The sequence below is a fragment of the Pseudomonas sp. P4_D7 genome, assembly GCF_056401755.1.
Genome location: NZ_JBFUIR010000062.1, coordinates 1 through 23,510 on the forward strand (window position 1 = coordinate 1; position 23,510 = coordinate 23,510).

Genomic DNA, 23,510 nt, shown 5'->3' on the forward strand with positions numbered 1-23,510 from the left:
GCGGTGGGTCAGTCAATGTAGATCTGACTGATAGACCGCTATCGCGAGCAGGCTCACTCCTACAGAGGGGATTACCTATTTAGATGGAACAGCGTCCTCATCCCGGCGATGGGCGAGTTGATAGAGCGCCGGCAAGATCAGCAGTGTGAGGATCGTGGAGGACAGTATTCCGCCGATCACCACGGTCGCCAGTGGTCGCTGCACCTCCGCACCGGTGCCGGTTGCAAGCGCCATCGGAATAAACCCCAGCGACGCTACCAGCGCCGTCATCAGCACCGGCCGCAAACGCGTCAACGCCCCCTCATGGATCGCGTCCGAAAGCGACCGTCCCTCCTCACGCAAATTACGAATAAACGCAATCATCACCAAGCCGTTCAACACCGCCACCCCGGACAACGCGATAAACCCGACACCCGCCGAAATCGACAACGGAATATCCCGTAACCACAGCGCCATGACCCCACCGGTCAGCGCAAACGGAATCCCGGTAAACACCAGCAAGCCATCCTTCAGGTTGTTGAACATCATGAACAACAACCCGAACACCAACAGCAACGCCACCGGCACCACAATCTGCAAACGCTTGGCCGCCGATTGCAGTTGCTCGAACTGCCCGCCCCAACTGGTCCAGTAACCGGCCGGCACTTGCACGTCACGTTCGATCACCTCGCCGGCCTCGCTGACAAATGAGCCGATATCACGCCCACGCACGTTGGCGCTGACGATCACCAGGCGCTTGCCGTTCTCGCGGCTGACCTGATTCGGCCCGAGCACCAGGTCGAGGCTGGCGACGTCTTGCAGCGCGATGAAGCCGATCTGATTCGCAGCGCCGCTCAGCGCGGGCACCGGAATCAGCAGCGCCGACAGTCCGTCGATGTCCTTGCGCATGGCATCGGACAAACGCACAACCATGTCGAAACGCCGATCACCCTCATACAACGTCCCGGCCTGACGCCCGCCGACCGCAACGGCAATGGTGTCCTGCACGTCACCCACGTTGAGTCCGTAACGCGCGGCTTTATCGCGATCAATGTTGATGGTCAGCACCGGCAGCCCGGTGGTTTGCTCGACCTTCACTTCGGATGCGCCGTTGACCTTTTGCATGGCAGCAGCGATTTTCGCAGCCGTGGCATTGAGCACGTCCATGTCATCGCCAAACACCTTCACCGCGACATCGCTACGCACGCCGGAAATCAGTTCGTTGAAGCGCAATTGAATCGGCTGCGACAGTTCATAGTTGCTACCCGGCAACGTCGCGGCAGCAGCTTGCAGTTCAACCATCAACGTTTCGCGGGACTTGTCCGGATCCGGCCATTGCTCTTTCGGTTTGAGCATCACATAGCTGTCCGAGATATTCGGCGGCATCGGATCCGAGGCGATTTCGGCGGTGCCAGTGCGGGCAAACACGCGCTCGACTTCCGACACCTTGGCCAGAATCAGCGTCTCGAGGCGCTGCTGCATGTCCACCGATTGCGTCAGGCTGGTGCCCGGCACGCGCAGCGCTTGCAGGGCAAAATCCCCTTCGCTCAGGCTCGGAACAAACTCGCTGCCCATACGACTGGTGAGCACACCGCTGAGCACGATCACGCCCAACGCCGCGCCCACTGCGATTGCGCGATGGGACATGACCCACGCCAGCGCCGGCGCATACACACGACGCGCGCCGCGCATTACTGCGCCCTCTTCTTCCTTGACCTTACCTGTCACGAACAGCGCTATTGCCGCTGGCACGAAGGTCACCGACAACAGCATCGCGCCAAGCAAAGCGATGACCACGGTGAACGCCATCGGGTGAAACATTTTCCCTTCGACGCCGCTCAACGCGAAGATCGGCAGGTACACGACCATGATGATCAACTGGCCGAAAATCAGCGGTCGCCGCGCCTCTTTCGCTGCGGCAAAGACTTCCTTGAAACGCTCGGCACGGGTCAGCAAACGTCCGTGATGCTGCTGCGCATGGGCCAACCGGCGCAGGGTGTTTTCGACGATCACCACCGCGCCGTCGACGATAATGCCGAAGTCCAGCGCGCCGAGGCTCATCAGGTTGGCGCTGACCTTGTTGCTGAACATGCCGGTGAAGGTGAACAGCATCGACAGCGGAATCACCATCGCGGTAATCAGTGCCGCGCGGATGTTGCCGAGGAACAGAAACAGAATCGCGATGACCAGAATCGCGCCTTCGATGAGGTTCTTTTTCACCGTGGCAATGGCTTTGTCGACCAGGTGCGTGCGGTCGTACACCGGCACCGCGATCACGCCTTGCGGTAGAGATTTGTTGATCTGTTCGAGCTTGCTGGCGACCGCTTGCGAGACCGTGCGGCTGTTCTCGCCGATCAGCATGAACACCGTGCCGAGCACCACTTCACGCCCGTTTTCGGTGGCCGCGCCGCTGCGCAATTCGCGGCCGATTTCCACTGTCGCGACGTTCTTCACCCGGATCGGCGTGCCGTCGACATTGGCCATGACGATGTTGGCGATGTCCTCGGTGCTCGCCACTTGCCCCGGCGCGCGGATCAGCAATTGCTCGCCGCTGCGCTCGATGTAACCGGCGCCGACGTTGGCGTTGTTGCGCTCAAGCGCAGTGACCAGATCGGTGAGCGTCAGTTTGTACGCGGCCAGGCGTTTCGGGTCCGGCGCGATCTGATATTCCTTGGCGAAACCGCCGATGGTGTTGATCTCGGCGACACCGGGCACGTTGCGCAACTGCGGCTTGATGATCCAGTCCTGAATCACCCGCAGGTCGGTCGGCGTGTAGGCTGTGCCGTCGTCCTTGAGTGCGTCCTCCTTGGCTTCCACTGTCCATAAAAAGATCTCGCCGAGGCCGGTGGAAATCGGCCCCATTACCGCTTCGGCGCCTTCGGGCAATTGCTCCTTGGCAATCTGCAAACGCTCGTTGACCAATTGCCGGGCGAAGAACAGGTCAGTGCCGTCCTTGAAGATCACCGTGACTTGCGACAGGCCCGAGCGCGACAGCGAACGGGTCTGTTCGAGTGCCGGCAGACCGGCCATGGTGGTTTCAATCGGGAAGGTGATGCGCTGCTCGGTTTCCAGCGGCGAAAACCCGGCGGCGCCGGTGTTGATTTGCACCTGGACGTTGGTGATGTCGGGCACGGCGTCGATCGGCAGCTTTTGATAACTGGCAATGCCGAGGCCGGCCATAAGCAGAACGGCGAGCAGGACGATGATGCGCTGCTCGATGGCAAACTGGATCAGGCGTTCGAACATGAGGACCTTCCAGAATTAATGACTGTGCTCGGCTGAGGCTTTGCCCAGCTCCGATTTGAGGACGAAGCTGCCGGCGCTGGCGACTTGCACGCCCGCTTCCAGGCCTTGGGTGACCTCGACGTGGCCGGCGGCGCGGCTGCCCAGCTCAACCGCGCGGGCTTCGAAACCGTCGTCGGTACGCACGAACACCGTGGGCTTGTCCTCGACAGTCTGGATCGCGGTTTCCGGTACGGCGACTTTCGCTTCGCGACTGTCGGTCGCCACCAGCGCGGTGACGAACAGACCGGGGCGCCACGAGCCTTGCGGATTTTCCAGGGTGACGCGAACGGTCGCGGTGCGGGTTTGCTCGCCGAGCAAACTGCCAACGTAAGCCACGCTGCCGACCACTTCCGCGTTGAGTTCCGGGGCGCTGACGGTGACCGCTTTGCCTACTTGAACCTTGTTCAGGTCCTTCGGTGACACGCCGAACGTCACCCACACTCGCGACAGATCCGAGAGCGTGAACGCCGCCGTGGTTTCATCAACCACCTCCCCCGGCGTCAGGTGTTTTTCTACCACCACGCCATCGAACGGCGCGCGCAGTTCGTAGCGATTGCCGCCAGTGGCGACCACGCTGCCGCTGAGTACGCTGATCTTCTGCTGCGCATTGCTCAGGGCAATTTCAGCTTCTTGCAACGCCTGGCGCGCCTGGAGGAAATCCTGCTCGGCAGAGATCTTGTCCTGCCAGAGTTTTTTCTCGCGTTCATAAGTGGTGCGCGCCAAGGCCAGACGACGCTGCGCGGCGGCTTGCTCGCTGCGTTGATCGGAGATCTGCTGACTGGCGATCACCGCCAGCAACTGGCCCCTCTTCACGGTTTGCCCGAGGTTGACCGCCACCGACTCGACCACACCCGGGACGCGCGGCACGATGTGGGCGGTGCGGTCTTCGTCGAAGCGCACTTCGCCGGGAAACGGCAGGCCGCGACTGATGTTCTGCGCCTTTGCTTCAGCCAATTGGATGCCGGCAGCACTGATCTGCTCCGCACTCAATTCGATGTGTCCCTCTTCGGCATGGTCAGCCGCTGCACCCTCTTCGGCGTGATCTGCATGTTCGGAAGCCTCGTCGGCATGCGCGTCGATGCTTGCGTTACCGGCCCACTGCGAGCCGATACCAATGCCCAGGGCCAACGTCGCCACCGCGACCACCATCAATTTTTTATCCATGGAAACTCCTCTGCGCCGAGCCATCGCGCAGTTGTCTGAAAAGTGAAATTCAACGGCTGACGCTGAGGTCGCCGAAGATCCGTTCGATGCGTACGCGGGCGTCGGTGGCTTCGCTGACGGCCTGGATGTATTGGCTACGCGCGGCGATCAGCGTGCGTTGCGCGTCGAGCACATCGAGAAAGCCGAACTTGCCCATTTCGAAACCGCGCGTGGCGCTGTCGACCGCACTTTGCGCGGCGGGCAGGATGGTCTGGTTGAACGCGATGACTTCGCCGTTGGCGGTCTGCCATTGCTCAAGGCTGGTCTGGATTTCCGTGCGCAAACGCAGCTCGGTGGCGTTGCGCAGATCCCGCGCCTGATCGGTGCGGCGCGCGGCCGCGAGCACGTTGCCTTGATTGCGATTGAACAGCGGAATCGGCATCGACAGCCCGACCACATTGACCCGCTCGCGCTCGGTTTCGCTGTATTGGCTGCCGATACTGACGGTGAAATCGGGGATGCGCTGGGACTTTTCCAGGCCCAACGACGCTTCGCGCTGATCGATCTGCAACTTGGCCAGACGCAGTTCGGCAGTCTCGTTCAAACGCTCGAGCAATCTTGTCGGTGGTGGTACGGCCGGCATGCTTTGCGTGGGTGCCTGCACCTTGGTCGAGGTCGGTAGCGGCGTGCCCATGACCTGCGCCAGTTGTTGGTAAGCGGTGGCCTGATCGCGCTCTGCCCGGCTCAGCTCAAGGCGCACTTCCGAGAGTTGCACTTGCGCCCGCGTGCCTTCGACCGGCGAAGATTTACCCGCCTCGATCCGCCCTTGCGCCACGCGCAAACCGTGCTCGGCCAATTGCAGGGATTGCCGGGACAGCTGCAAGCGTTGCTGCGCGGTTTGCACGCTGTTGAACGCCTGAATCACATCGGCACGCAAGGCATTGCGCTTGCGCTCCAGTTCGATGCCGGCAGCGTCTTGCGCACGGCTGGCGACATCGATGCGTGCACCGCGTTTGCCGCCCAGTTCGATTGGCTGACTGAGCATCACCGTGGTTGTGCGCGAATTGCGCCGAGTGTCTTCGGCTTCCCACGACACTTCGGGGTTGGGGATCAAGCCGGCCTGTTGACGGTCACCTTCGGCGATACCGATTTCCCACTGTGCAGCGGCCAGTTCCGGGTTGCCGGCGAAGGCACTTTGCAGGGCTTGATCCAGCGTCAGGGTCGCTGCGTTTGCAAGGCTGGTACAGGCCAGCAACAGGATGACACTGGCGGTTTTTTTCAGGCGTGATTGCGCCGTCAGTTTTATTAAACCGGGCAATGGAAGACTTCCTTTATTCAAGAATCTCGGATGCGCCACGGTAGGGTTTTGAACTTATCGACAAGGTGACTGGAACATTACAAATCCGTTATCCACGGTTTGGGGAAGTTGTTTTGTTCTAGGATGCGAAGTGCTAGCAGCGTTATCGAAATACATCGAAACAAAAACACGGTAGTTATCTGCTGAACAGCACTTGCCGTAAGTAAACTCAAGAGAATTTGGTGGTTAGCACTGCGACCTACTGTCGCAGAACACTGATCTAAAGCACTTGGCCGTTGACCCTGTAGCCGCTACAACCTTTATTGTCCGCACTCCCCTCACCCCAGCCCTCTCCCGGGGGGAGAGGGAGCCGACCGAAGTGTCTGGCGTTTTTTATCGACCTGTTACATCAAGTTGATTATGGATTCAGTAACGTTCTTTCACGTCGGCGTAGTTCTGAAATATCCCACGCTCAGTCCCCTCTCCCTCTGGGAGAGGTTTAGGGTGAGGGGCTTTTAAATTAAATACCCATTAAATAAAAGTGGTGAAAGATCATGCGAATCCTTGTCGTCGAGGACGAGCTTAAAGCTGCCGAATACTTGCATCAGGGTTTGACCGAAAGTGGTTATGTCGTTGACCACGCCGCCAACGGCGCCGATGGCCTGCATCTGGCGCAACAACAGGCCTATGACCTGATTATTCTCGACGTGAACCTGCCGGAACTCGACGGTTGGGGCGTGCTGGAACAACTGCGTCGCACCCATTCGACGCGGGTGATGATGCTGACGGCGCGCGGGCGTCTGGCCGACAAGATTCGCGGCCTCGATCTGGGTGCCGACGATTATCTGGTCAAGCCGTTCGAGTTTCCCGAACTGCTGGCGCGGGTGCGCACCTTGATGCGTCGTAGCGAAAATATCCCGGTGCCGCAGGTGCTGAAAGTCGCTGATCTGGAACTCGATCCGGGTCGCCATCGCGCGTTTCGCGGGCAACAGCGTATTGACCTGACCACCAAGGAATTCGCCCTGCTGCATCTGCTGATGCGCCAGTCCGGCGAAGTGCTGACGCGCACACAAATCATCTCGTTGGTGTGGGACATGAATTTCGACTGCGACACCAACGTGGTCGAAGTGTCGATCCGCCGCTTGCGGGCGAAAATCGACGACCCGTTCGACAGCAAACTGATCCACACCCTGCGCGGTGTCGGCTATGTGTTGGAGGCGCGGGAATGAAACCCTCCAGCCTGTCGATGCGCCTCGGTTTGACGGTGAGTATTCTCGGCGCGCTGCTGGTGGTGTTTCTGGCGATCCTCGCCTATTTCGCCCTGACCCATGAGCTGAATTCGCTTGCCAGAGACAGCCTGGAAAAGAAGATGGCGCAGGTGGAGCACAGCCTGTCGTTGTACGTCGATGCCAATGAAATCACCGGCAAGCCGCATATTCTGCTCGATCAGGTGATGGGGCATGACAACCTCACGCTGACCATTTACGACCGCCTCAATCAGCGCTCGCCGCTGCTCAAATCCGGCTCGGGATTGAGCGATCCGCGCGTCGAATTGAAAGCGGTGCGCGCCACCACCGATCAACTGACTTACAGCGACAGCACCGACGCGCAAGGCAAGAAATTCCTCACCGCCTCGAAACTGATTCGCCTCAAGGACAGCAGCAGCGTGCCGGTGCTGCTGTCAGTGGATAACGCCCACGATGAGGCGCTGCTCAGCGCCTATCTGCGCTCGACGCTGATTGCCTTGCCGTTGTTGCTGGTGTTTATCGGCCTGACCGCGTGGGGCGCGGTGCAACGCGGGTTGGCGCCGCTGCGCGAGTTTCGCAAAGTGGCGGCGATGGTCTCGACCCAGGATCTGGAACACCGGCTGTCCGTGGTGAACATGCCGCAGGAACTGAGTGAACTGGCGCAGGGCATCAATTTCATGCTGCATCGGCTCGATGCCGGGGTGCAGCAGTTGTCGCAATTCTCTGATGACTTGGCGCATGAGCTGCGTACGCCAATCAATAACCTGATGGGCAAGGCGCAGGTGACCTTGTCCCGCGAGCGCACGACCGAGGAATACAAGGACGTGCTGGTGTCGTGCACCGAGGAACTGGAGCGCGTGGCGCGGATTGTCTCGGACATGTTGTTTCTCGCGCAGGTGAGTCATCCGTCGGCGCTGGCGCCGTTTGAAGCGGTGGCGCTGGAGATTGAAGTCGCGAAAGTGGCCGAGATGTTTTCGTTGTCGGCGCAGGATAAGAGCATTCATTTGAATGTCATTGGCAGCGCACAGGTGATGGGCGATCGGTTAATGATTCAGCGGGCTATTTCCAATCTGCTGTCCAACGCGCTGCGTCATTGCCCGAACGGGAAAACCGTGACGCTGCTGATCGAACAGAGTGCGACGCAGGCATCCCTGCTGGTCAGCAACCCCGGCGCCGGGATTGAGGCGCAACACCTGCCACATCTGTTCGACCGCTTCTACCGCGTCGACAGCAGTCGCTCACGCTCGCAGGGCAGCACCGGATTGGGCCTGGCAATTGTGCGCTCGATCATGAGCCTGCATCAGGGTGTGGCGGAGGTTAAGAGTTTGCCGGGGGCGATGACGGTGTTCAGGCTCGGATTTCCGGCGGTGCCGCCAATGGCCCCTTCGCTTGCAGGCAAGCTCCCACAGTGATTTGCGGGGTACTCAGGTTTGTGGACACCACTGAAACCTGTAGGCCTTCGCCTGCTCGCGATGGCGGTGGGTCCYGCAAAATCTGCACTGCCTGATAYTCAGCCTTCGCGAGCAAGCTCGCTCCCACAGYGGCAGTAGTCATCCACAAAATGCGTGGACGCCGCCAAAACCTGTGGGAGCTTGCCTGCAAGCGATGGCGGTGGGTCAGTCACATGTTTGTTAKTTGACAAACCGCCATCGCGAGCAGGCTCGCTCCCACAGGGGCAGTAGTCATCCACAAAATGTGTGGACACCGCCAGAACCTGTGGGAGCGAGCCTGCTCGCGAAAGCGGTAGATCAGGCAGTAAAGAAAACGGCACCTTCCGGTGCCGTTCGCCTTTCACAGTTCCCCTATCACTTACGCGCATCCGCCCACGATTTCAGCAGTTCGTTGTAGCTCACGGTCTCGCCCTTCGGCTTCTCGTTCGCCAGTTTCGGTTTCGGTGCGCCCGGCTGATCAAACCAGTACTGAGCATCGCGCTCCGGATTCATCTTCGGTGCACAAACCGCCTGAGCCTTGGAGCGTTCGAGGCGCGTCATGATTGCGTCCTGATCCTTGGCCAAACCATCCAGCGCCTGCTGCGGGGTTTTCTCGCCACTGGCCGCTTCGGCGATGTGGCTCCACCACAATTGCGCCAGACGCGGGTAGTCCGGCACGTTGGTGCCGGTCGGGGTCCATTGCACGCGGGCCGGGCTGCGGTAGAACTCGACCAGGCCACCGAGTTTCGGCGCCAGATCGGTCATCGCTTGCGAGTTGATGTCCGACTCGCGAATCGGCGTCAGGCCGACGATGGTTTTCTTTAGCGACACRGTTTTCGAGGTCACAAACTGCGCATACAGCCACGCCGCCAGCTTCTGTTTCTCAGGTGTGGACTTCATGAACGTCCACGAACCCACGTCCTGATAACCGAGCTTCATGCCCTCCTCCCAATACGGCCCACGCGGCGATGGCGCCATGCGCCATTTCGGCGTGCCGTCGGCGTTGACCACCGGCAGGCCCGGCTTGGTCATGTCGGCGGTGAACGCGGTGTACCAGAAGATCTGCTGCGCAATGTTGCCCTGCGACGGCACCGGACCGGATTCGGAGAAGGTCATGCCCGCCGCTTCCGGTGGCGCGTACTTCTTCAGCCAGTCGACATACTTGGTGGTGGCGAACACCGCCGCCGGGCCGTTGGTGTCGCCGCCGCGAGTCACGCTGGAACCGACCGGATGGCAGTCCTCGACGCGGATCCCCCACTCGTCCACCGGCAAACCGTTGGGCAACCCTTTGTCGCCGCCACCGGCCATGGAGAACCAGGCATCGGTAAAGCGCCAGCCCAGCGACGGGTCTTTCTTGCCGTAGTCCATGTGCCCGTAAACGCGCTTGCCGTCGATTTCCTTGACGTCTTCGCTGAAGAATTTGGCGATGTCTTCATAGGCCGACCAGTTCACCGGCACGCCCAATTCGTAGCCGTACTTTTCCTTGAACTTGGCTTTCAGATCCGCACGTTCAAACCAGTCAGCACGGAACCAGTACAGGTTGGCGAATTGCTGGTCGGGCAGTTGATAGATCTTGCCGTCCGGCGCGGTGGTGAACGAGATGCCGATGAAGTCCTTGATGTCGAGGGTCGGCGAGGTGAAGTTCTTGCCTTCGTTGGCCATCAGGTCGGTGATCGATTCGGTCTTGCCGTAGCGAAAGTGCGTACCGATCAGGTCCGAGTCGTTGACCCAGCCGTCATAGATATTCTTGTCCGACTGCATCACCGTCTGCATTTTCTCGACCACATCGCCTTCTTGCAGCAGGTCGTGGGTGAGTTTGATCCCGGTGATTTCGCTGAACGCCTTGGCCAGCACTTTCGACTCGTATTCATGGGTGGTCAGGGTCTCGGAAACGACCTTGATGTCCATGCCGCGAAACGGCTCGGCCGCTTTGATGAACCACTTCAACTCTTCGAGTTGCTGCTCGGCCGTCAGGGTCGACGGTTTGAATTCACTGCCGATCCATTTTTTCGCCGCGTCTTCGTAGGCATCCGCCCACGCGGCGGCGCTCAAACCGCTGAGTGCCAGCATGGCTGCCAATGAAATGCTATGTCGCAGCTTATTGTTTTTGTCGAACATAGAGACCTCCTGTTTAAGTTGTGGAGCCGCGTTGCCGAACGACTCGACTAGCCCCAACGCATCACAGCCAACAGCCACACCAGGGACAACGCGGACGCTACCCAGATGCTCCAGTCGGTGGCGCCGATCACCAGCAAATGCAGGTAGGCGCTGCCGAGAAGACCGATAAACAAACGATCGCCACGGGTGGTGGCAATCGGCAGAAAACCTCGCCGCAGGATGCTCGGCGAGCGCAATTCCCACGTCGTCATGCCGACCAGAATCAGGCCGATGACAATGAAGAATGCTGCGGTAGGCGTGGTCCAGCTCATCCATTCCATCATCAGCTCCTCAGACCCGACCGAGGGCAAAGCCCTTGGCCACGTGGTTGCGAACAAACCAGATCACCAGCATGCCCGGCAGAATGGTCAACACCCCCGCCGCTGCCAGCACGCCCCAATCGATACCCGAAGCGGAAACCGTGCGCGTCATAACCGCCGCAATCGGCTTGGCGTTTACCGAGGTCAACGTGCGCGCGAGCAGCAGTTCGACCCAGGAAAACATGAAGCAGAAAAACGCCGTGACGCCGATGCCGGAACCGATCAGCGGGATGAAAATCTTCACGAAGAACTTGGGGAAACTGTAGCCGTCGATGTAGGCGGTTTCGTCGATTTCCTTGGGCACGCCAGACATGAAGCCTTCGAGAATCCACACCGCCAATGGCACGTTAAACAGGCAGTGCGCCAAGGCCACGGCGATATGTGTGTCGAACAGGCCAATCGACGAATACAACTGAAAGAACGGCAGCAAGAACACCGCCGGCGGCGCCATGCGGTTGGTCAGCAGCCAGAAAAACAGATGCTTGTCGCCGAGAAAACGGTAGCGCGAAAACGCATACGCCGCCGGCAGCGCCACGCTCAGCGAGATCACCGTGTTCAAACTCACGTAATACAGCGAGTTGAGATAACCGGTGTACCAGCTCGGGTCGGTGAAGATGACCTTGTAGTTCGCCAGAGTGAAGTCCTGTGGGAAAAGGGTCAGGCCGCCAAGGATTTCGGTGTTGCTCTTGAACGACATGTTCAACAGCCAGTAGATCGGCACCAGCAGGAACAGGATGTACACCAGCAACGGAATAAGCTTTCTTTTGCTCATGGCCGGGCCTCAGCGGTTGGCGTCGGAGTGCGTCATGGCGGTGTAGAACAGCCAGGACACCAACAGGATGATCAGGAAGTACACCAGCGAAAACGCCGCTGCCGGACCGAGGTCGAATTGCCCTACGGCCATCTGGGTCAACGTCTGACTCAAGAAAGTCGTGGCGTTGCCCGGCCCGCCGCCGGTGAGCACGAACGGCTCGGTGTAGATCATGAAACTGTCCATGAAGCGCAGCATCACCGCGATCAGCAGCACGCTTTTCAACTTGGGCAACTGAATGTGCCTGAACACCGCCCAGGCCGAGGCGCGGTCGATACGCGCGGCCTGGTAATACACGTCGGGAATCGCGCGCAATCCGGAGAAACACAGCAGCGCCACCAGTGAAGTCCAGTGCCAGACGTCCATCACCAGCACCGTCACCCAGGCGTCCATGGTGTTGGCGGCGTAGTTGTAGCTGATGCCCATGGCATTGAGGCTCGAACCGAGCAGGCCGATATCCGCGCGGCCAAAGATCTGCCAAATGGTGCCAACCACGTTCCATGGGATCAGCAACGGAATCGCCAGAATGATCAGCACCACCGACGACCAGCGGCCCTTGGTTGGCATCGTCAGCGCAACGGCAATACCCAGCGGAATTTCAATCAGCAACACGCACGCCGAATAGATGAACTGGCGCAGCAATGAGTCGTGCAAACGCGGGTCGAGCAGCACTTGCTTGTACCAGTCGGCGCCGACGAAATAGCGGCTGGACTGGTCGAAGATGTCCTGCACCGAGTAGTTGACCACGGTCATCATCGGGATCACCGCACTGAACGCCACCAGCAGAAACACCGGCAACACCAGCCACCAGGCCTTGTTGTTCTGCACCTTGTTCATGGCTGCACCTCATCGTCGGCTTCGAGCAGAAACTCATCGGCATAAACCATCAACCACTGCGCCGGGAAACTGATGTACGCCGTGCCCTGCGGCACCGGTTTGTCTTCGGCCAGACGCACTTTCAACGGCGCGCCGTCGAGGTCGAGGGTCATGATCTTGTAGGTGCCGAGGTCTTCGACGTGTACGACCTTTGCCTGCATCGCGTCATCAAACGGCTCGTCCCACACGTGAATAAACTCGGGGCGGATGCCGACCTTCAGATTTTTCCACTGGCCGTGTTCGATATGTCGCTGCATCGCGTCAGACAGCGGCAGATGCGTCGAGGCGAAACCGACGCCGCCGGGTTGCGGCTGCACGTCGATCAGGTTCATGCCGGGGCTGCCGATGAAATAGCCGACAAAGGTGTGGCTCGGCCGCTCGAACAATTCCCGTGGCGTGCCGAACTGGACGATCTGGCCGCCGTACATCACCGCAATCTTGTCGGCGAAGGTCGATGCTTCCAGTTGATCGTGGGTGACGTAGACCATGGTGATGTTGAACTGCTCGTGGATCTGCTTGAGCTTGCGCCGCAGTTTCCACTTCAGGTGCGGGTCGATCACCGTCAGCGGTTCGTCGAAGAGGATCGCCGAAACGTCGTCGCGGACCAGACCACGGCCCATCGAGACTTTCTGTTTTTCGTCGGCGGTGAGGTTGCGCGCCTTTTTGCTCAGCAGGTTTTGCAGGTCGAGGACTTCGGCAATTTCCTGCACCTTGCTGTGCACTTTTGCCTCGGCCATGCCCTGATTGCGCAGGGGAAACGCGAGGTTGTCGAACACAGTCATCGTGTCGTACACCACCGGAAACTGGAAAACCTGAGCGATGTTGCGCTTCTCCGGCGTCAGGTCGTTGACCGCTTTGCCATCGAACAACACGTGGCCCTGTGAGGGGCTGAGCAGCCCGGAAATGATGTTGAGTAAAGTCGACTTGCCGCAACCCGACGGCCCGAGCAATGCATAGGCGCCGCCCTGCTCCCAGACGTGATCCATCTCGCGGATCGCGTAATCTTCCGCGCCGCTCGGGGTTTTGCTGTAGCTGTGGGCGAGGTGTTGCAAACGGATTTCGGCCATCAGGCAACCCTCGCGACACGCCGGCCCGGTGCTTGCACCAGACGGCCCTGCGCATCGAAAACGAACAGTTTATGGGTCGGGATGTAGATGCGGATCGGCGCATCGACGTCGTATTCGTGAACGCCGGGCAGGTGCAGCACCAGCAGGAAATGCTCGTTGCGCACGTGCAGGAAGGTTTCCGAACCGCTGATCTCGGCGACTTCGACGGTGACCGCCAATTCCAGATCATCATCGTTGCTCGGCACCAGCGAAATGTGGCTGGGGCGCACGCCAAAACGGAACTCGCCCTCGCCCACTGGGCGCAGATCAACGTTCAACGGGAAGTGTACGAAGTTGGCAAAACTCACTTCGTTACCGGCAATGCGCCCGGGCATCAGGTTGATCGGCGGCTCGGAGAACAACTCGGCGGCGAGCACGCTTTGTGGCTGGTGATACACCGAGGTCGACGGGCCGCTCTGAATCACCCGGCCTTCGTGAAGAATGGTCGTGGTGCCGCCGAGTGCCAGCGCTTCGTTGGGCTCGGTGGTGGCGTAGATCGCGATGGTGTGGCGCGCCTTGAACAGCTCGCGCATTTCCTGGCGCAGCTCTTCGCGCAGTTTGTAGTCGAGGTTGACCAGCGGCTCATCGAAGAGGATCAGCTCGGCGTCCTTGACTAATGCGCGGGCCATGGCGGTGCGTTGTTGTTGGCCGCCAGAGAGTTCCAGCGGGTAGCGCTGCAGAAACTTCTCGATGCGCAGCATCTTCGCGGTTTCCTGCACTTTGCTATGGATGATCTCTTTCGAAACACCGGCCTGACGCAACGGCGAGGCGATGTTTTCGAACACGGTCATGGTCGGGTAGTTGATGAACTGCTGATAGACCATCGACACGTTGCGCAGGCGCACCGGACGTTGGGTGACGTCGACGCCGTTCATCAGGATGCGGCCGCTGTCGGGTTTGTCCAGACCGGCCATTAAACGCATGAGGCTGGTTTTGCCGGACAGCGTGCGGCCGAGCAAAACGTTGAAAGAACCAGGTTCGAATTTCAGGCTCGCATCGTCGATCCAGATCTGGCCCTCGACGGTACGGCTGACGTGCTCCAGGGTGAGTGACATGGCTCGGCCTTTTTATTATTGGAGTCAAGCGACCTGTGCACGGGAGCGAGTTTCGTGCCAGAAATGGCAAGTGGTTGATTTGGCGTGAAAATCGTTGAATGCGGGGGGATTGAGCGTTCATTGCTGAACACATTTGAACAGTCGGGCGATTGACAATGAACAATAGTGAACAACACTCTATGAACTCATTTCGGTGAGCTCCGGAGATCCTGTGGGAGCGAGCTTGCTCGCGAATGCGGTGTGTCATTCAACCGATTCGGTGACTGATACGACGCTTTCGCGAGCAAGCTCGCTCCCACAGTTGATCTGTGTTGTTCTCAGGATTTGGGTTCATAACAACAATAAAAATCGCTGCATCAGAGGCTGACTGCCATGGCCGCACCTGCCCCGCCGCTGTCCCACGACGCGATCGTCCAGACTTCCTGGCAACGTTGCCGCGCGTTCGGTCTCGACCACCAAAGCACGCCGGCCTTCGATCAGTTGCCTGCCGCCGGCATCGCGCAGTTGCTCGACAGCCATCACTCACTGGTGCAGACCACGCACCAGGAAGTCCTGCCCTATTACGAAAACATCCTCAGCAACTCCAACTGCCTGATCATGCTCGCCGACAATCAAGGTCAGGTGCTGACCTCGTGGGGCACGCAACGGTTTATCGAACCGAATCTGGCGCGGGGGTTTCAGGCTGGTGCAAGTTGGGTCGAGCGCACCAGCGGCACCAATGCGATCGGCACGGCGCTGGCGTGTGAGCAAGCCGTTCATATCGAACACGATGAACACTTTCTCAAGGCCAACCGCTTCATGACCGGTTCCGCTGCGCCGATTTTCGACGCCGAGCGCAAGGTCATAGCGGTGCTCGATGTGTCCAGCGACAGCTACCTGCCGCCCTCGCACACTTTGGGTATGGTCAAGATGATGAGCCAGACCGTGGAAAACCGGCTGATCCTCAACCTGTTCCATGGTCAGCATTTTCAACTGACCTTCAACACCGGGTTGAACAACCTCGACAGTCAGTGGGCCGGGTTGTTGATCTTTGATGAGAGCGGTCAAGTGCTGTCGGCCAATCGTCGCGCCGACAATCTGCTCGGTGTGCGCTTGTCGCGGGTGAGCGTTGAAAGTCTGTTCAAGGTGTCACTGCTGGAGTTGATCAATCAGCCCGACGGGTTGCCGTTTGCCTTGCAGACGTCCGGGCGTAACCGTTTTCAATGTTTGTTGAAGCGGCCGAAACAGGCGCCAATTCAGCCTCGGGTGTTTGCCGAACCGAAAAGCGTTGAAGTGCCATTAAAACCACCCGCGGGCGCTATCAGCCTCAGCACCCTGCACTTCGGCGACAGTCGCGTGGAGAAAGCTGTGCGCCAGGCTGAGCGTTTACTGGAGAAAGACATTCCGCTGCTGATCCATGGCGAAACCGGTGTCGGCAAAGAGGTCTTCGTCAAAGCGCTGCATCAGGCCAGCTCGCGCAGCAAACAGGCGTTTATCGCCGTCAACTGTGCGGCGATCCCCGCCGAACTAGTCGAGTCCGAGTTATTCGGTTACGAGAAAGGCGCGTTCACCGGCGCGAATCAGAAAGGCAGCATCGGACTGATTCGCAAGGCTGACAGAGGCACGTTATTCCTCGATGAAATCGGCGACATGCCATTGCCGACTCAGGCGCGGTTGTTGCGGGTTTTGCAGGAGCGCTGTGTGCAGCCGGTGGGCAGTAGCGAGCTGTTCCAAGTGGATTTACGGATTATTTCGGCGACTAACCGATCCTTACGCGAACAAGTGCAGTTGGGGCGGTTTCGTGAGGATTTGTATTACCGCATTGGTGGACTGACGCTGGAGCTGCCGCCATTGCGGGAGCGCAGTGATAAAGAGGCGTTGTTTAAACGGTTGTGGGAACAGCATCGTGAGCCGACGCAGTGGGCGGGGTTGAGCCAAGAGGTGCTGGAACTGTTCAGCCGTCATCCGTGGCCGGGGAATTTGCGTCAGGTCAGTAGCGTGATGCAGGTGGCGCTGGCGATGGCTGAGGAACAGCCGGTGAGGCTGGAGCATTTGCCGGATGATTTTTTTGTTGATCTGGAGATGGAGCCGGTGGAGAGCGCGGCGCCGTTGGGGGTTGATTTGAATGATGTGGAAGCGTTGAACCGGGAGTTGAAAGCGGCTGGGGGGAATATTTCGCATCTGGCGCGGCGATTGGGGGTGAGTCGGAATACGCTTTACAAGCGGTTGCGGCAGATTGAAGGTTGAGTGAACCGCCCTTTCCCTCACCCCAGCCCTCTCCCAAAGGAGAGGGAGCTGACCGCGGTGTCTGGCGTTGTACACCGACCTGAAAAAACCAGTCGATTATGGATTCAAAGCATCCAGTTCAGGTCGGCGTACCTCGTGAACATCCCCCAATCAGTCTCCTCTCCCGGAGGGATAGGGAGCTGACCGAGGTGTCTGGCGCTGGACATCGACCTGAAAGATCGTGGCGATTATGGATTCGGTGCAAATCGCTCAGGTCGGTGTATCTCGTGAACATCCCCCAATCAGTCCCCTCTCCTGGGGGAGAGGGCTAGGGTGAGGGCGAAAATTCCGGCTCAACATGCGCAACCGAAGCCGCCGCCAATGTGCGCAACCCGACCAACACAACAACCACCATCATGATCCCAGCGCCAATGGCCACGCCAAACCCCGCCCGTGCACCACAGCCATCAATGACCAGCCCCGCCAGCATACCGCCCAGCGCGACGCCAATGCTGATACCCGTGGTCATCCACGTCAGCCCTTCGGTGATCCGCGATGGCGGGATGATGATCGTTCCCAGCTTCATGACCACGACCATCGTTGGCGCAAACGAAATCCCGGCAATAAACAGCGTCGCTGACAGGACATAAACGTCCGTGGCAAAAATGGGCAGCACGCCAGTGAACGCCGTGACCAATATCCCGATCAGGAACTGTTTTTCGATCGCCAGCGAAACCCTCATCGCACCAAACGTCAGGCCCGCCACCAGTGAGCCGAACGCATAGGCAGCGAGGATGAAGGTCGCTGCCCCCGGCCAGCCTTGCGCATTGGCGAAGGCGACGACGGCAACATCGATAGCTCCACCAATGACCCCCATCGCCAACAGCGCCAGAACAATGGTGCGAACCCCGGGAATCAGCAGGGTTGAGCCGCTACGGCTGGCGTGGCCGACGACAACCTTAGGCTCAGTCTGGCGTTGCAGCAGAAACGCCGTGACCCCGACGGCCAACAGCCCGACCGCAACCAGCGGCCCGGCTTCGGCGAAAAAGCTCACACTCAAACCAATCGCCAGTGGCGGGCCGATGATGTAAGCGAGTTCGGTCAGGACCGTGTCCAGCGAGAACGCCGTGTGCAACTGCGGCTTGCCCCGGAACAACTGCGACCATCGCGCGCGGATCATCGATGGCATGCTCGGCATCGTCCCCGCCAAGGCTGACAGTACAAAGAACACCGCGGCGGGCGCTCTCAGGTAAACGGCGGTGATCAGCGCCAGCAGCATGGCAATGCTGAACGCGGTGACGATGGGCAGTACGCGACTCTGGCCATGTTGATCGACCAGTCTGGAGATGTGCGGGCCGAGCAGTGCATTGGCCAGGGTGAACGTCCCGGCGACTGCGCCGGCCAGCCAGTACACCCCGGTTTGCTGCACCAGCATGGTGATGATGCCGATGCCGATCATTGCCTGCGGCAAGCGCGCGATAGAGCTCGCGAGCACTAGCCCGGTGGCGCCGGGGGTCGTTAGCAGCTCGCGGTAGTGATTGGCCATGGTGTTTCCCTTACATGATCGTCACCGCTCAGCATCCGGCTGAACGCGTTGCCGATATCAAGACCTACGCGAACGTCAAAAGCAACCCTCACCCCAGCCCTCTCCCAGAGGGAGAGGGGGCTGACCGAGGTGTCTCGAGTCATCCATCGACCTGAAAAAAGGATTCGAATATGGATTCAGAGCAGGCCGGCCAGGTCCGAGTACATCGACCTGAAAGAACCAGTCGATTATGGATTCGGTGCAGCACGTTCAGGTCGGCGTATTTCTTGAGCATCCCCCATTCGGTCCCCTCTCCCTCTGGGAGAGGGTTAGGGTGAGGGGCTTTCTCGCCGCCAAACAAAAACCCGCACTAGGCGGGTTTTGTTTTGAAGCCAAACACAGCAATCAGTCAGCCAGACGCCAGGTAGTCCCACCCTTGCCGTCTTCCAACACAACGCCCATCGCAGTGAGCTGATCTCGAATCCGATCCGACTCAGCCCAATCCTTCCCGGCCCGTGCCGCCAGACGCGCCGCAATCAGTGCATCAACCTCAGCTGCATCAACACGCCCTTCAGCGCCCGCCTGCAGGAAGTCATCCGCCTCCAACTGCAACACACCCAACACGCTCGCCAGCTCTTTCAGACGCGCCGCCAGACCTGCCGCCGCATCGAGATCGCTCTCACGCAGACGGTTGATCTCACGCACCATCTCAAACAGCACCGCGCAGGCTTCCGGCGTACCGAAGTCGTCGTTCATCACCGTAGTGAAACGCTCGACAAACGCTTCGCCGCCGGCCGGCGCCACAGTCGGCAAACCTTTCAACGCGTGGTAGAAACGCTCGAGGGCGCCTTTGGCGTCCTTGAGGTTGTCTTCCGAGTAGTTGATCGCGCTGCGGTAGTGGCTCGACACCAGCAGGTAACGCACGACTTCCGGGTGATACTTTTCCAGCACGTCGCGAATGGTGAAGAAGTTGTTCAAGGACTTGGACATCTTCTCGCCATTGATGCGAATCATGCCGCAATGCATCCACGCGTTGGCGTAGGTCTTGCCGGTGGCCGCTTCGCTCTGGGCGATTTCGTTTTCGTGGTGCGGGAACTCGAGGTCGCTGCCGCCGCCATGAATGTCGAAGGTCTCGCCGAGGCAGCAGGTGGACATCACCGAGCACTCGATGTGCCAGCCCGGACGCCCGGCGCCCCATGKCGATTCYCAGCTTGGCTCGCCCGGTTTGGCGGCTTTCCACAGCACGAAATCCAGCGGGTCCTGTTTCGACTCGTCGACTTCGATGCGGGCGCCGATGCGCAGGTCTTCGATCTTCTTGCGCGACAGTTTGCCGTAGCCCATGAACTTAGCAACGCGGTAGTACACGTCGCCATTGCCCGGCGCGTAGGCGTAACCCTTGTCGATCAAGGTCTGGATCATCGCGTGCATGCCCGGAATGTGATCCGTGGCGCGCGGTTCCATGTCCGGCTTCTTGATGTTCAGGCGCGCTTCGTCTTCGTGCATCGCGGCGATCATGCGCTCGGTCAACGCTTCGAACGATTCACCGTTCTCGTTGGCGCGGTTGATGATCTTGTCGTCGATGTCGGTGATGTTGCGCACGTAGGTCAGGTCGTAACCGCTGAACCGCAACCAGCGGGTCACCAGGTCGAAAGCGACCATGCTGCGGCCGTGGCCAAGGTGGCAGTAGTCGTACACGGTCATCCCGCAGACGTACATGCGCACCTTGTTGCCATCCAGCGGCTTGAAGACTTCTTTGCTCTTGGTGAGCGTGTTGTAGATCGTTAGCACGTTATTTCCCTTGACGCTGAATCACTGGCCCCACGAATCACGCAGGGTCACGGTACGGTTGAATACCGGCTGACCTGGTTTCGAGTCCTTCATATCAGCAACGAAGTAGCCTTCGCGCTCGAACTGGAAACGGTCTTCCGGCTGTGCGTTGCCAAGCGATGGCTCAGCACGACAACCGGTGAGTACCTGCAGCGAATCAGGGTTGATGTTGTCGAGGAAACTCGCGCTGTCTTCAGCCTTCTCAGGGTTGGCCGAACGGAACAGGCGATCGTACAGACGCACTTCGCACTCGACGCTGGCGGCAGCCGGCACCCAGTGGATCACGCCTTTGACCTTGCGGCCTTCCGGGTTCTTGCCGAGGGTTTCCGGGTCGTACGAGCAACGCAGTTCGACGATGTTGCCATCGGCGTCCTTGATCGCTTCGTCGGCACGGATCACGTAGCTGCCGCGCAGACGCACTTCACCGGCAGGCTCCAGGCGCTTGTAGCCCTTCGGCGGCTCTTCCATGAAGTCGTCACGGTCGATGTAGATTTCCCGGGCGAATGGCAGTGCGCGCACGCCCATGTCTTCTTTCGGGTGGCGCGGCAGTTCGAGGTTTTCGACCTGGCCTTCCGGGTAGTTGGTGATGACGACTTTCAGCGGACGCAGCACGCACATGGCGCGCGGCGCGGTCTGGTCGAGGTCGTCACGGATGCTGAATTCGAGCATGCCGAAGTCAACCACGCCGTCGGAACGGTTGGTGCCAACCATTTCGCAGAAGTTGCGGATCGATTTCGGCGTGTAGCCACGGCGGCGGAAGCCAGACAGCGTGGACATGCGCGGATCGTCCCAGCCGTTGACGTGCTTTTCATCGACCAGTTGCTTGAGCTTGCGCTTGCTGGTGATGGTGTAGTTGAGGTTCAGACGGCTGAACTCGTACTGACGCGGGTGCGCCGGCACTGGCAATGCGTCGAGGAACCACTCGTACAGCGGACGATGGCTTTCGAACTCCAGGGTGCAGATCGAGTGGGTGATGCCTTCGATGGCGTCCGACTGACCGTGGGTGAAGTCGTAGTTCGGGTAGATACACCACTTGTCGCCGGTCTGGTGGTGATGGGCGTGGCGGATGCGATACATGATCGGGTCGCGCAGGTTCATGTTCGGCGAGGCCATGTCGATCTTCGCGCGCAGCACGCGGGCGCCGTCCGGGAACTCACCGGCACGCATGCGCGCGAACCAGTCGAGGTTCTCTTCCACCGAACGGTCGCGGAACGGGCTGTTCTTGCCCGGCTCGGTCAGGCTGCCACGGTATTCCTTGGCCTGCTCCGGGGTCAGGTCGTCGACGTAGGCCTTGCCAGCCTTGATCAGCTCCACCGCCCAGTCGTGCAACTGGTCGAAATACTGCGAGGCGTAGCGCACTTCACCGGACCACTCGAAGCCCAGCCATTTGACGTCGGCTTCGATCGCGTCGATGTATTCCTGGTCTTCCTTGGCCGGGTTGGTGTCGTCGAAACGCAGGTGCGTGACGCCGCCGAACTCCTGGGCCAGGCCGAAGTTCACGCAGATCGACTTGGCGTGGCCGATGTGCAGGTAGCCGTTGGGCTCAGGCGGGAAACGGGTGACGATCTGGGTGTGCTTGCCCGAGTCCAGGTCTGCCTGGATGATCGGCCGCAGGAAATTGACCGGCACGGCAGGGCCGGACTTGGCATTCGAGGTAGGGTCGACAGTGGGCTTGCTCATAGGATCCTTGACTTACATGTGCGCGGCCGCAGAGGGGGCCAGACAAAACAAAGCCGCTATCATAGCCGATGCTGTCAAGGGGCTGACAGAGCACGGCCTATAAAGGAGCGCATTTAATCGCCGGGAATTGAAAAACAGCCTCGAAATTCGCGCCTGTCACGCTAAACTGCGCACCTTGGCCCACGGGCTGAACCGGTAACGGGCGCAAATGTCCCATTGCCCACGAATTCCTTATAAAGAGTAGCGATCATGACTCAAGTTAAATTGACCACCAATCATGGCGACATCGTCATCGAACTGAACGCTGAAAAGGCGCCGATCACCGTCGCCAACTTCATCGAATACGTTAACGCCGGTCACTACGAAAACACTGTTTTCCACCGCGTAATCGGTAACTTCATGATCCAGGGCGGCGGTTTCGAACCAGGCATGAAAGAAAAGAAAGACAAGCGTCCAAGCATCCAGAACGAAGCTGACAACGGTCTTTCCAACGACAAATACACCGTTGCCATGGCCCGTACCATGGAGCCGCATTCGGCTTCCGCGCAGTTCTTCATCAACGTCGCCGACAACACCTTCCTCAACCACAGCGGCAAGAACGTGCAGGGCTGGGGCTACGCGGTATTCGGTAAAGTGACCGCCGGCACCGACGTTGTCGACAAGATCAAAGGTGTTTCGACCACTTCCAAGGCCGGCCACCAGGACGTACCAGCAGACGACGTGATCATCGAGAAAGCCGAGATCATCGAAGCGTGATATTGCTGATTTCAGACTTGCATCTGGAAGAGGAGCGCCCGGACATTACCCGGGCGTTTCTGGATTTGCTCGCCGGACGCGCCCGCTCGGCGAGTGCGTTGTACATTCTTGGCGACTTCTTCGAAGCGTGGATTGGCGACGACGCCATAACGCCCTTCCAGCGTTCCATCTGCCAGGCCCTGCGCGAATTGAGCGACAGCGGCACGGCCATCTTTCTGATGCACGGCAATCGCGACTTCATGCTCGGCAAGGCCTTCTGCAAGCAGGCCGGCTGTACGTTGTTGAAGGACCCGAGTGTCGTGCAGTTTTACGGCGAGCCGGTACTGTTGATGCACGGCGACAGCCTCTGCACCCGCGATGTCGGCTATATGAAGCTGCGGCGTTATCTGCGTAACCCGATCACGCTGTTTATCCTGCGCAATCTGCCCTTGAGCAGCCGCCACAAACTGGCGCGCAAACTGCGCAGTGAAAGCAAGGCACAGACGCGGATGAAGGCTAATGACATTGTCGATGTCACGCCGGAAGAGATTCCGCGGATCATGCAGGCGTTTGGCGTGAARACCTTGATTCATGGCCACACCCACCGCCCGGCGATCCACAAGTTGCAACTCGGTGAGCAGGCGGCGAAGCGGATTGTGTTGGGGGATTGGGATCGTCAGGGGTGGGCATTGCAGGTGGATGAGAGCGGCTACGCCCTGGCGCCGTTCGACTTCGCCCCGCCGCTGGCTTTGCCGCACGGCTAAAAGCTTTACCCCCTCACCCCAGCCCTCTCCCCCAGGGGGGCGAGGGGGAAAGGGAGCCGACCGCATGC

The 23,510-nt window shown here is 59.5% G+C and carries 17 protein-coding genes and 1 pseudogene; 5 read left to right on the forward strand and 13 right to left on the reverse strand.

Translation table 11 applies throughout. The features are described from left to right. Positions 1-75: 75 nt before the first annotated feature. Genes AC1DVF_RS25965 through AC1DVF_RS25975 form a run of 3 tightly spaced genes read right to left on the reverse strand, consistent with a single transcriptional unit; the run spans position 76 to position 5,725 of the window. Positions 76-3,225, reverse strand: a complete 3,150-nt coding sequence (locus AC1DVF_RS25965) for a CusA/CzcA family heavy metal efflux RND transporter (protein ID WP_477783378.1) — start codon at positions 3,223-3,225, stop codon at positions 76-78. Positions 3,226-3,240: 15 nt separating this feature from the next. Beyond that, on the reverse strand, positions 3,241-4,428 hold the full coding sequence (locus tag AC1DVF_RS25970; protein WP_477783379.1) for an efflux RND transporter periplasmic adaptor subunit: 1,188 nt from the start codon (positions 4,426-4,428) through the stop codon (positions 3,241-3,243). Between the two features lie 49 nt (positions 4,429-4,477). Beyond that, on the reverse strand, positions 4,478-5,725 hold the full coding sequence (locus AC1DVF_RS25975) for a TolC family protein (protein WP_477783380.1): 1,248 nt from the start codon (positions 5,723-5,725) through the stop codon (positions 4,478-4,480). Between the two features lie 533 nt (positions 5,726-6,258). Here AC1DVF_RS25975 and AC1DVF_RS25980 point away from each other — a divergent pair. Beyond that, the gene (locus tag AC1DVF_RS25980; protein ID WP_099756654.1) at positions 6,259-6,933 is read left to right on the forward strand and encodes a heavy metal response regulator transcription factor; all 675 of its coding nucleotides are present in this window, start codon (positions 6,259-6,261) and stop codon (positions 6,931-6,933) included. Continuing rightward, positions 6,930-8,363, forward strand: coding sequence for a heavy metal sensor histidine kinase (locus AC1DVF_RS25985; RefSeq protein WP_477783381.1), 1,434 nt, complete (start codon positions 6,930-6,932; stop codon positions 8,361-8,363). The genes AC1DVF_RS25980 and AC1DVF_RS25985 overlap by 4 nt, the downstream gene beginning before the upstream one ends. Before the next feature lie 393 nt (positions 8,364-8,756). Here the strand turns inward: AC1DVF_RS25985 and AC1DVF_RS25990 are convergent, their stop codons facing one another. The 7 genes and pseudogenes from AC1DVF_RS25990 to AC1DVF_RS26020 form a co-directional block, all read right to left on the reverse strand. Further along, the gene (locus AC1DVF_RS25990) at positions 8,757-10,499 is read right to left on the reverse strand and encodes an ABC transporter substrate-binding protein (protein ID WP_016986564.1); all 1,743 of its coding nucleotides are present in this window, start codon (positions 10,497-10,499) and stop codon (positions 8,757-8,759) included. A gap of 47 nt (positions 10,500-10,546) precedes the next feature. Beyond that, a complete protein-coding gene (locus AC1DVF_RS25995; protein WP_007912485.1) occupies positions 10,547-10,819 on the reverse strand; it encodes a DUF2160 domain-containing protein in 273 nt (90 codons plus the stop codon). Between the two features lie 10 nt (positions 10,820-10,829). Further along, complete coding sequence (locus AC1DVF_RS26000) at positions 10,830-11,630, reverse strand: carbohydrate ABC transporter permease (protein WP_003192012.1); 801 nt, start codon at positions 11,628-11,630, stop codon at positions 10,830-10,832. Positions 11,631-11,639: 9 nt separating this feature from the next. After that, positions 11,640-12,506 (reverse strand): carbohydrate ABC transporter permease, encoded by an 867-nt coding sequence (locus AC1DVF_RS26005; protein WP_007912484.1) that lies wholly within the window; start codon positions 12,504-12,506, stop codon positions 11,640-11,642. Further along, complete coding sequence (locus tag AC1DVF_RS26010) at positions 12,503-13,612, reverse strand: ABC transporter ATP-binding protein (RefSeq protein WP_099756656.1); 1,110 nt, start codon at positions 13,610-13,612, stop codon at positions 12,503-12,505. The genes AC1DVF_RS26005 and AC1DVF_RS26010 overlap by 4 nt, the downstream gene beginning before the upstream one ends. Beyond that, the gene (locus AC1DVF_RS26015) at positions 13,612-14,706 is read right to left on the reverse strand and encodes an ABC transporter ATP-binding protein (RefSeq protein WP_414926385.1); all 1,095 of its coding nucleotides are present in this window, start codon (positions 14,704-14,706) and stop codon (positions 13,612-13,614) included. Before AC1DVF_RS26015 ends, AC1DVF_RS26010 begins: the two co-directional genes overlap by 1 nt. A 209-nt stretch (positions 14,707-14,915) precedes the next feature. Further along, positions 14,916-15,005, reverse strand: a pseudogene (locus tag AC1DVF_RS26020) (metal ABC transporter ATP-binding protein); the annotation flags it as partial. A 73-nt stretch (positions 15,006-15,078) separates the two neighbouring features. Between AC1DVF_RS26020 and AC1DVF_RS26025 the strand changes: the two are divergent. Next, positions 15,079-16,932: a sigma-54-dependent Fis family transcriptional regulator gene (locus AC1DVF_RS26025; protein ID WP_477783382.1), complete on the forward strand. Its 1,854-nt coding sequence runs from the start codon at positions 15,079-15,081 to the stop codon at positions 16,930-16,932. A 307-nt stretch (positions 16,933-17,239) separates the two neighbouring features. On the opposite strand, the gene AC1DVF_RS26030 is transcribed toward AC1DVF_RS26025, so the two are convergent. From AC1DVF_RS26030 to AC1DVF_RS26040, 3 genes are all read right to left on the reverse strand, one after another. After that, entirely contained in the window at positions 17,240-18,457 is a 1,218-nt protein-coding gene (locus AC1DVF_RS26030) for an MFS transporter (RefSeq protein ID WP_477783383.1), read from the reverse strand. Between the two features lie 384 nt (positions 18,458-18,841). Continuing rightward, positions 18,842-20,224 carry a cysteine--tRNA ligase gene (cysS, locus tag AC1DVF_RS26035; protein ID WP_477783384.1) on the reverse strand — a complete coding sequence of 461 codons (1,383 nt, stop codon included), beginning with the start codon at positions 20,222-20,224 and terminating at the stop codon, positions 18,842-18,844. Between the two features lie 21 nt (positions 20,225-20,245). Next, on the reverse strand, positions 20,246-21,943 hold the full coding sequence (locus AC1DVF_RS26040; RefSeq protein WP_093434212.1) for a glutamine--tRNA ligase/YqeY domain fusion protein: 1,698 nt from the start codon (positions 21,941-21,943) through the stop codon (positions 20,246-20,248). Between the two features lie 249 nt (positions 21,944-22,192). On the opposite strand from AC1DVF_RS26040, the gene AC1DVF_RS26045 reads away from it, so the two are divergent. Together AC1DVF_RS26045 and lpxH are read left to right on the forward strand one after the other, a co-directional pair. After that, positions 22,193-22,699, forward strand: coding sequence for a peptidylprolyl isomerase (locus AC1DVF_RS26045; protein WP_093434208.1), 507 nt, complete (start codon positions 22,193-22,195; stop codon positions 22,697-22,699). Next, a complete protein-coding gene (gene lpxH, locus AC1DVF_RS26050; RefSeq protein WP_186622571.1) occupies positions 22,696-23,442 on the forward strand; it encodes a UDP-2,3-diacylglucosamine diphosphatase in 747 nt (248 codons plus the stop codon). The genes AC1DVF_RS26045 and lpxH overlap by 4 nt, the downstream gene beginning before the upstream one ends. Positions 23,443-23,510 lie beyond the last annotated feature (68 nt).

Coding starts and splice junctions, on each gene's coding strand:
- AC1DVF_RS25980 (WP_099756654.1), top strand. CDS start 6,259: ATGCGAATCCTTGTCGTCGAGGACGAGCTTAAAGCTGCCGAATACTTG.
- AC1DVF_RS26010 (WP_099756656.1), bottom strand. CDS start 13,612: ATGGCCGAAATCCGTTTGCAACACCTCGCCCACAGCTACAGCAAAACC.
- AC1DVF_RS26045 (WP_093434208.1), top strand. CDS start 22,193: ATGACTCAAGTTAAATTGACCACCAATCATGGCGACATCGTCATCGAA.
- AC1DVF_RS25995 (WP_007912485.1), bottom strand. CDS start 10,819: ATGGAATGGATGAGCTGGACCACGCCTACCGCAGCATTCTTCATTGTC.
- AC1DVF_RS26030 (WP_477783383.1), bottom strand. CDS start 18,457: ATGGCCAATCACTACCGCGAGCTGCTAACGACCCCCGGCGCCACCGGG.
- AC1DVF_RS26000 (WP_003192012.1), bottom strand. CDS start 11,630: ATGAGCAAAAGAAAGCTTATTCCGTTGCTGGTGTACATCCTGTTCCTG.
- AC1DVF_RS25985 (WP_477783381.1), top strand. CDS start 6,930: ATGAAACCCTCCAGCCTGTCGATGCGCCTCGGTTTGACGGTGAGTATT.
- AC1DVF_RS26015 (WP_414926385.1), bottom strand. CDS start 14,706: ATGTCACTCACCCTGGAGCACGTCAGCCGTACCGTCGAGGGCCAGATC.
- AC1DVF_RS25970 (WP_477783379.1), bottom strand. CDS start 4,428: ATGGATAAAAAATTGATGGTGGTCGCGGTGGCGACGTTGGCCCTGGGC.
- AC1DVF_RS25965 (WP_477783378.1), bottom strand. CDS start 3,225: ATGTTCGAACGCCTGATCCAGTTTGCCATCGAGCAGCGCATCATCGTC.
- AC1DVF_RS26040 (WP_093434212.1), bottom strand. CDS start 21,943: ATGAGCAAGCCCACTGTCGACCCTACCTCGAATGCCAAGTCCGGCCCT.
- AC1DVF_RS26005 (WP_007912484.1), bottom strand. CDS start 12,506: ATGAACAAGGTGCAGAACAACAAGGCCTGGTGGCTGGTGTTGCCGGTG.
- AC1DVF_RS26025 (WP_477783382.1), top strand. CDS start 15,079: ATGGCCGCACCTGCCCCGCCGCTGTCCCACGACGCGATCGTCCAGACT.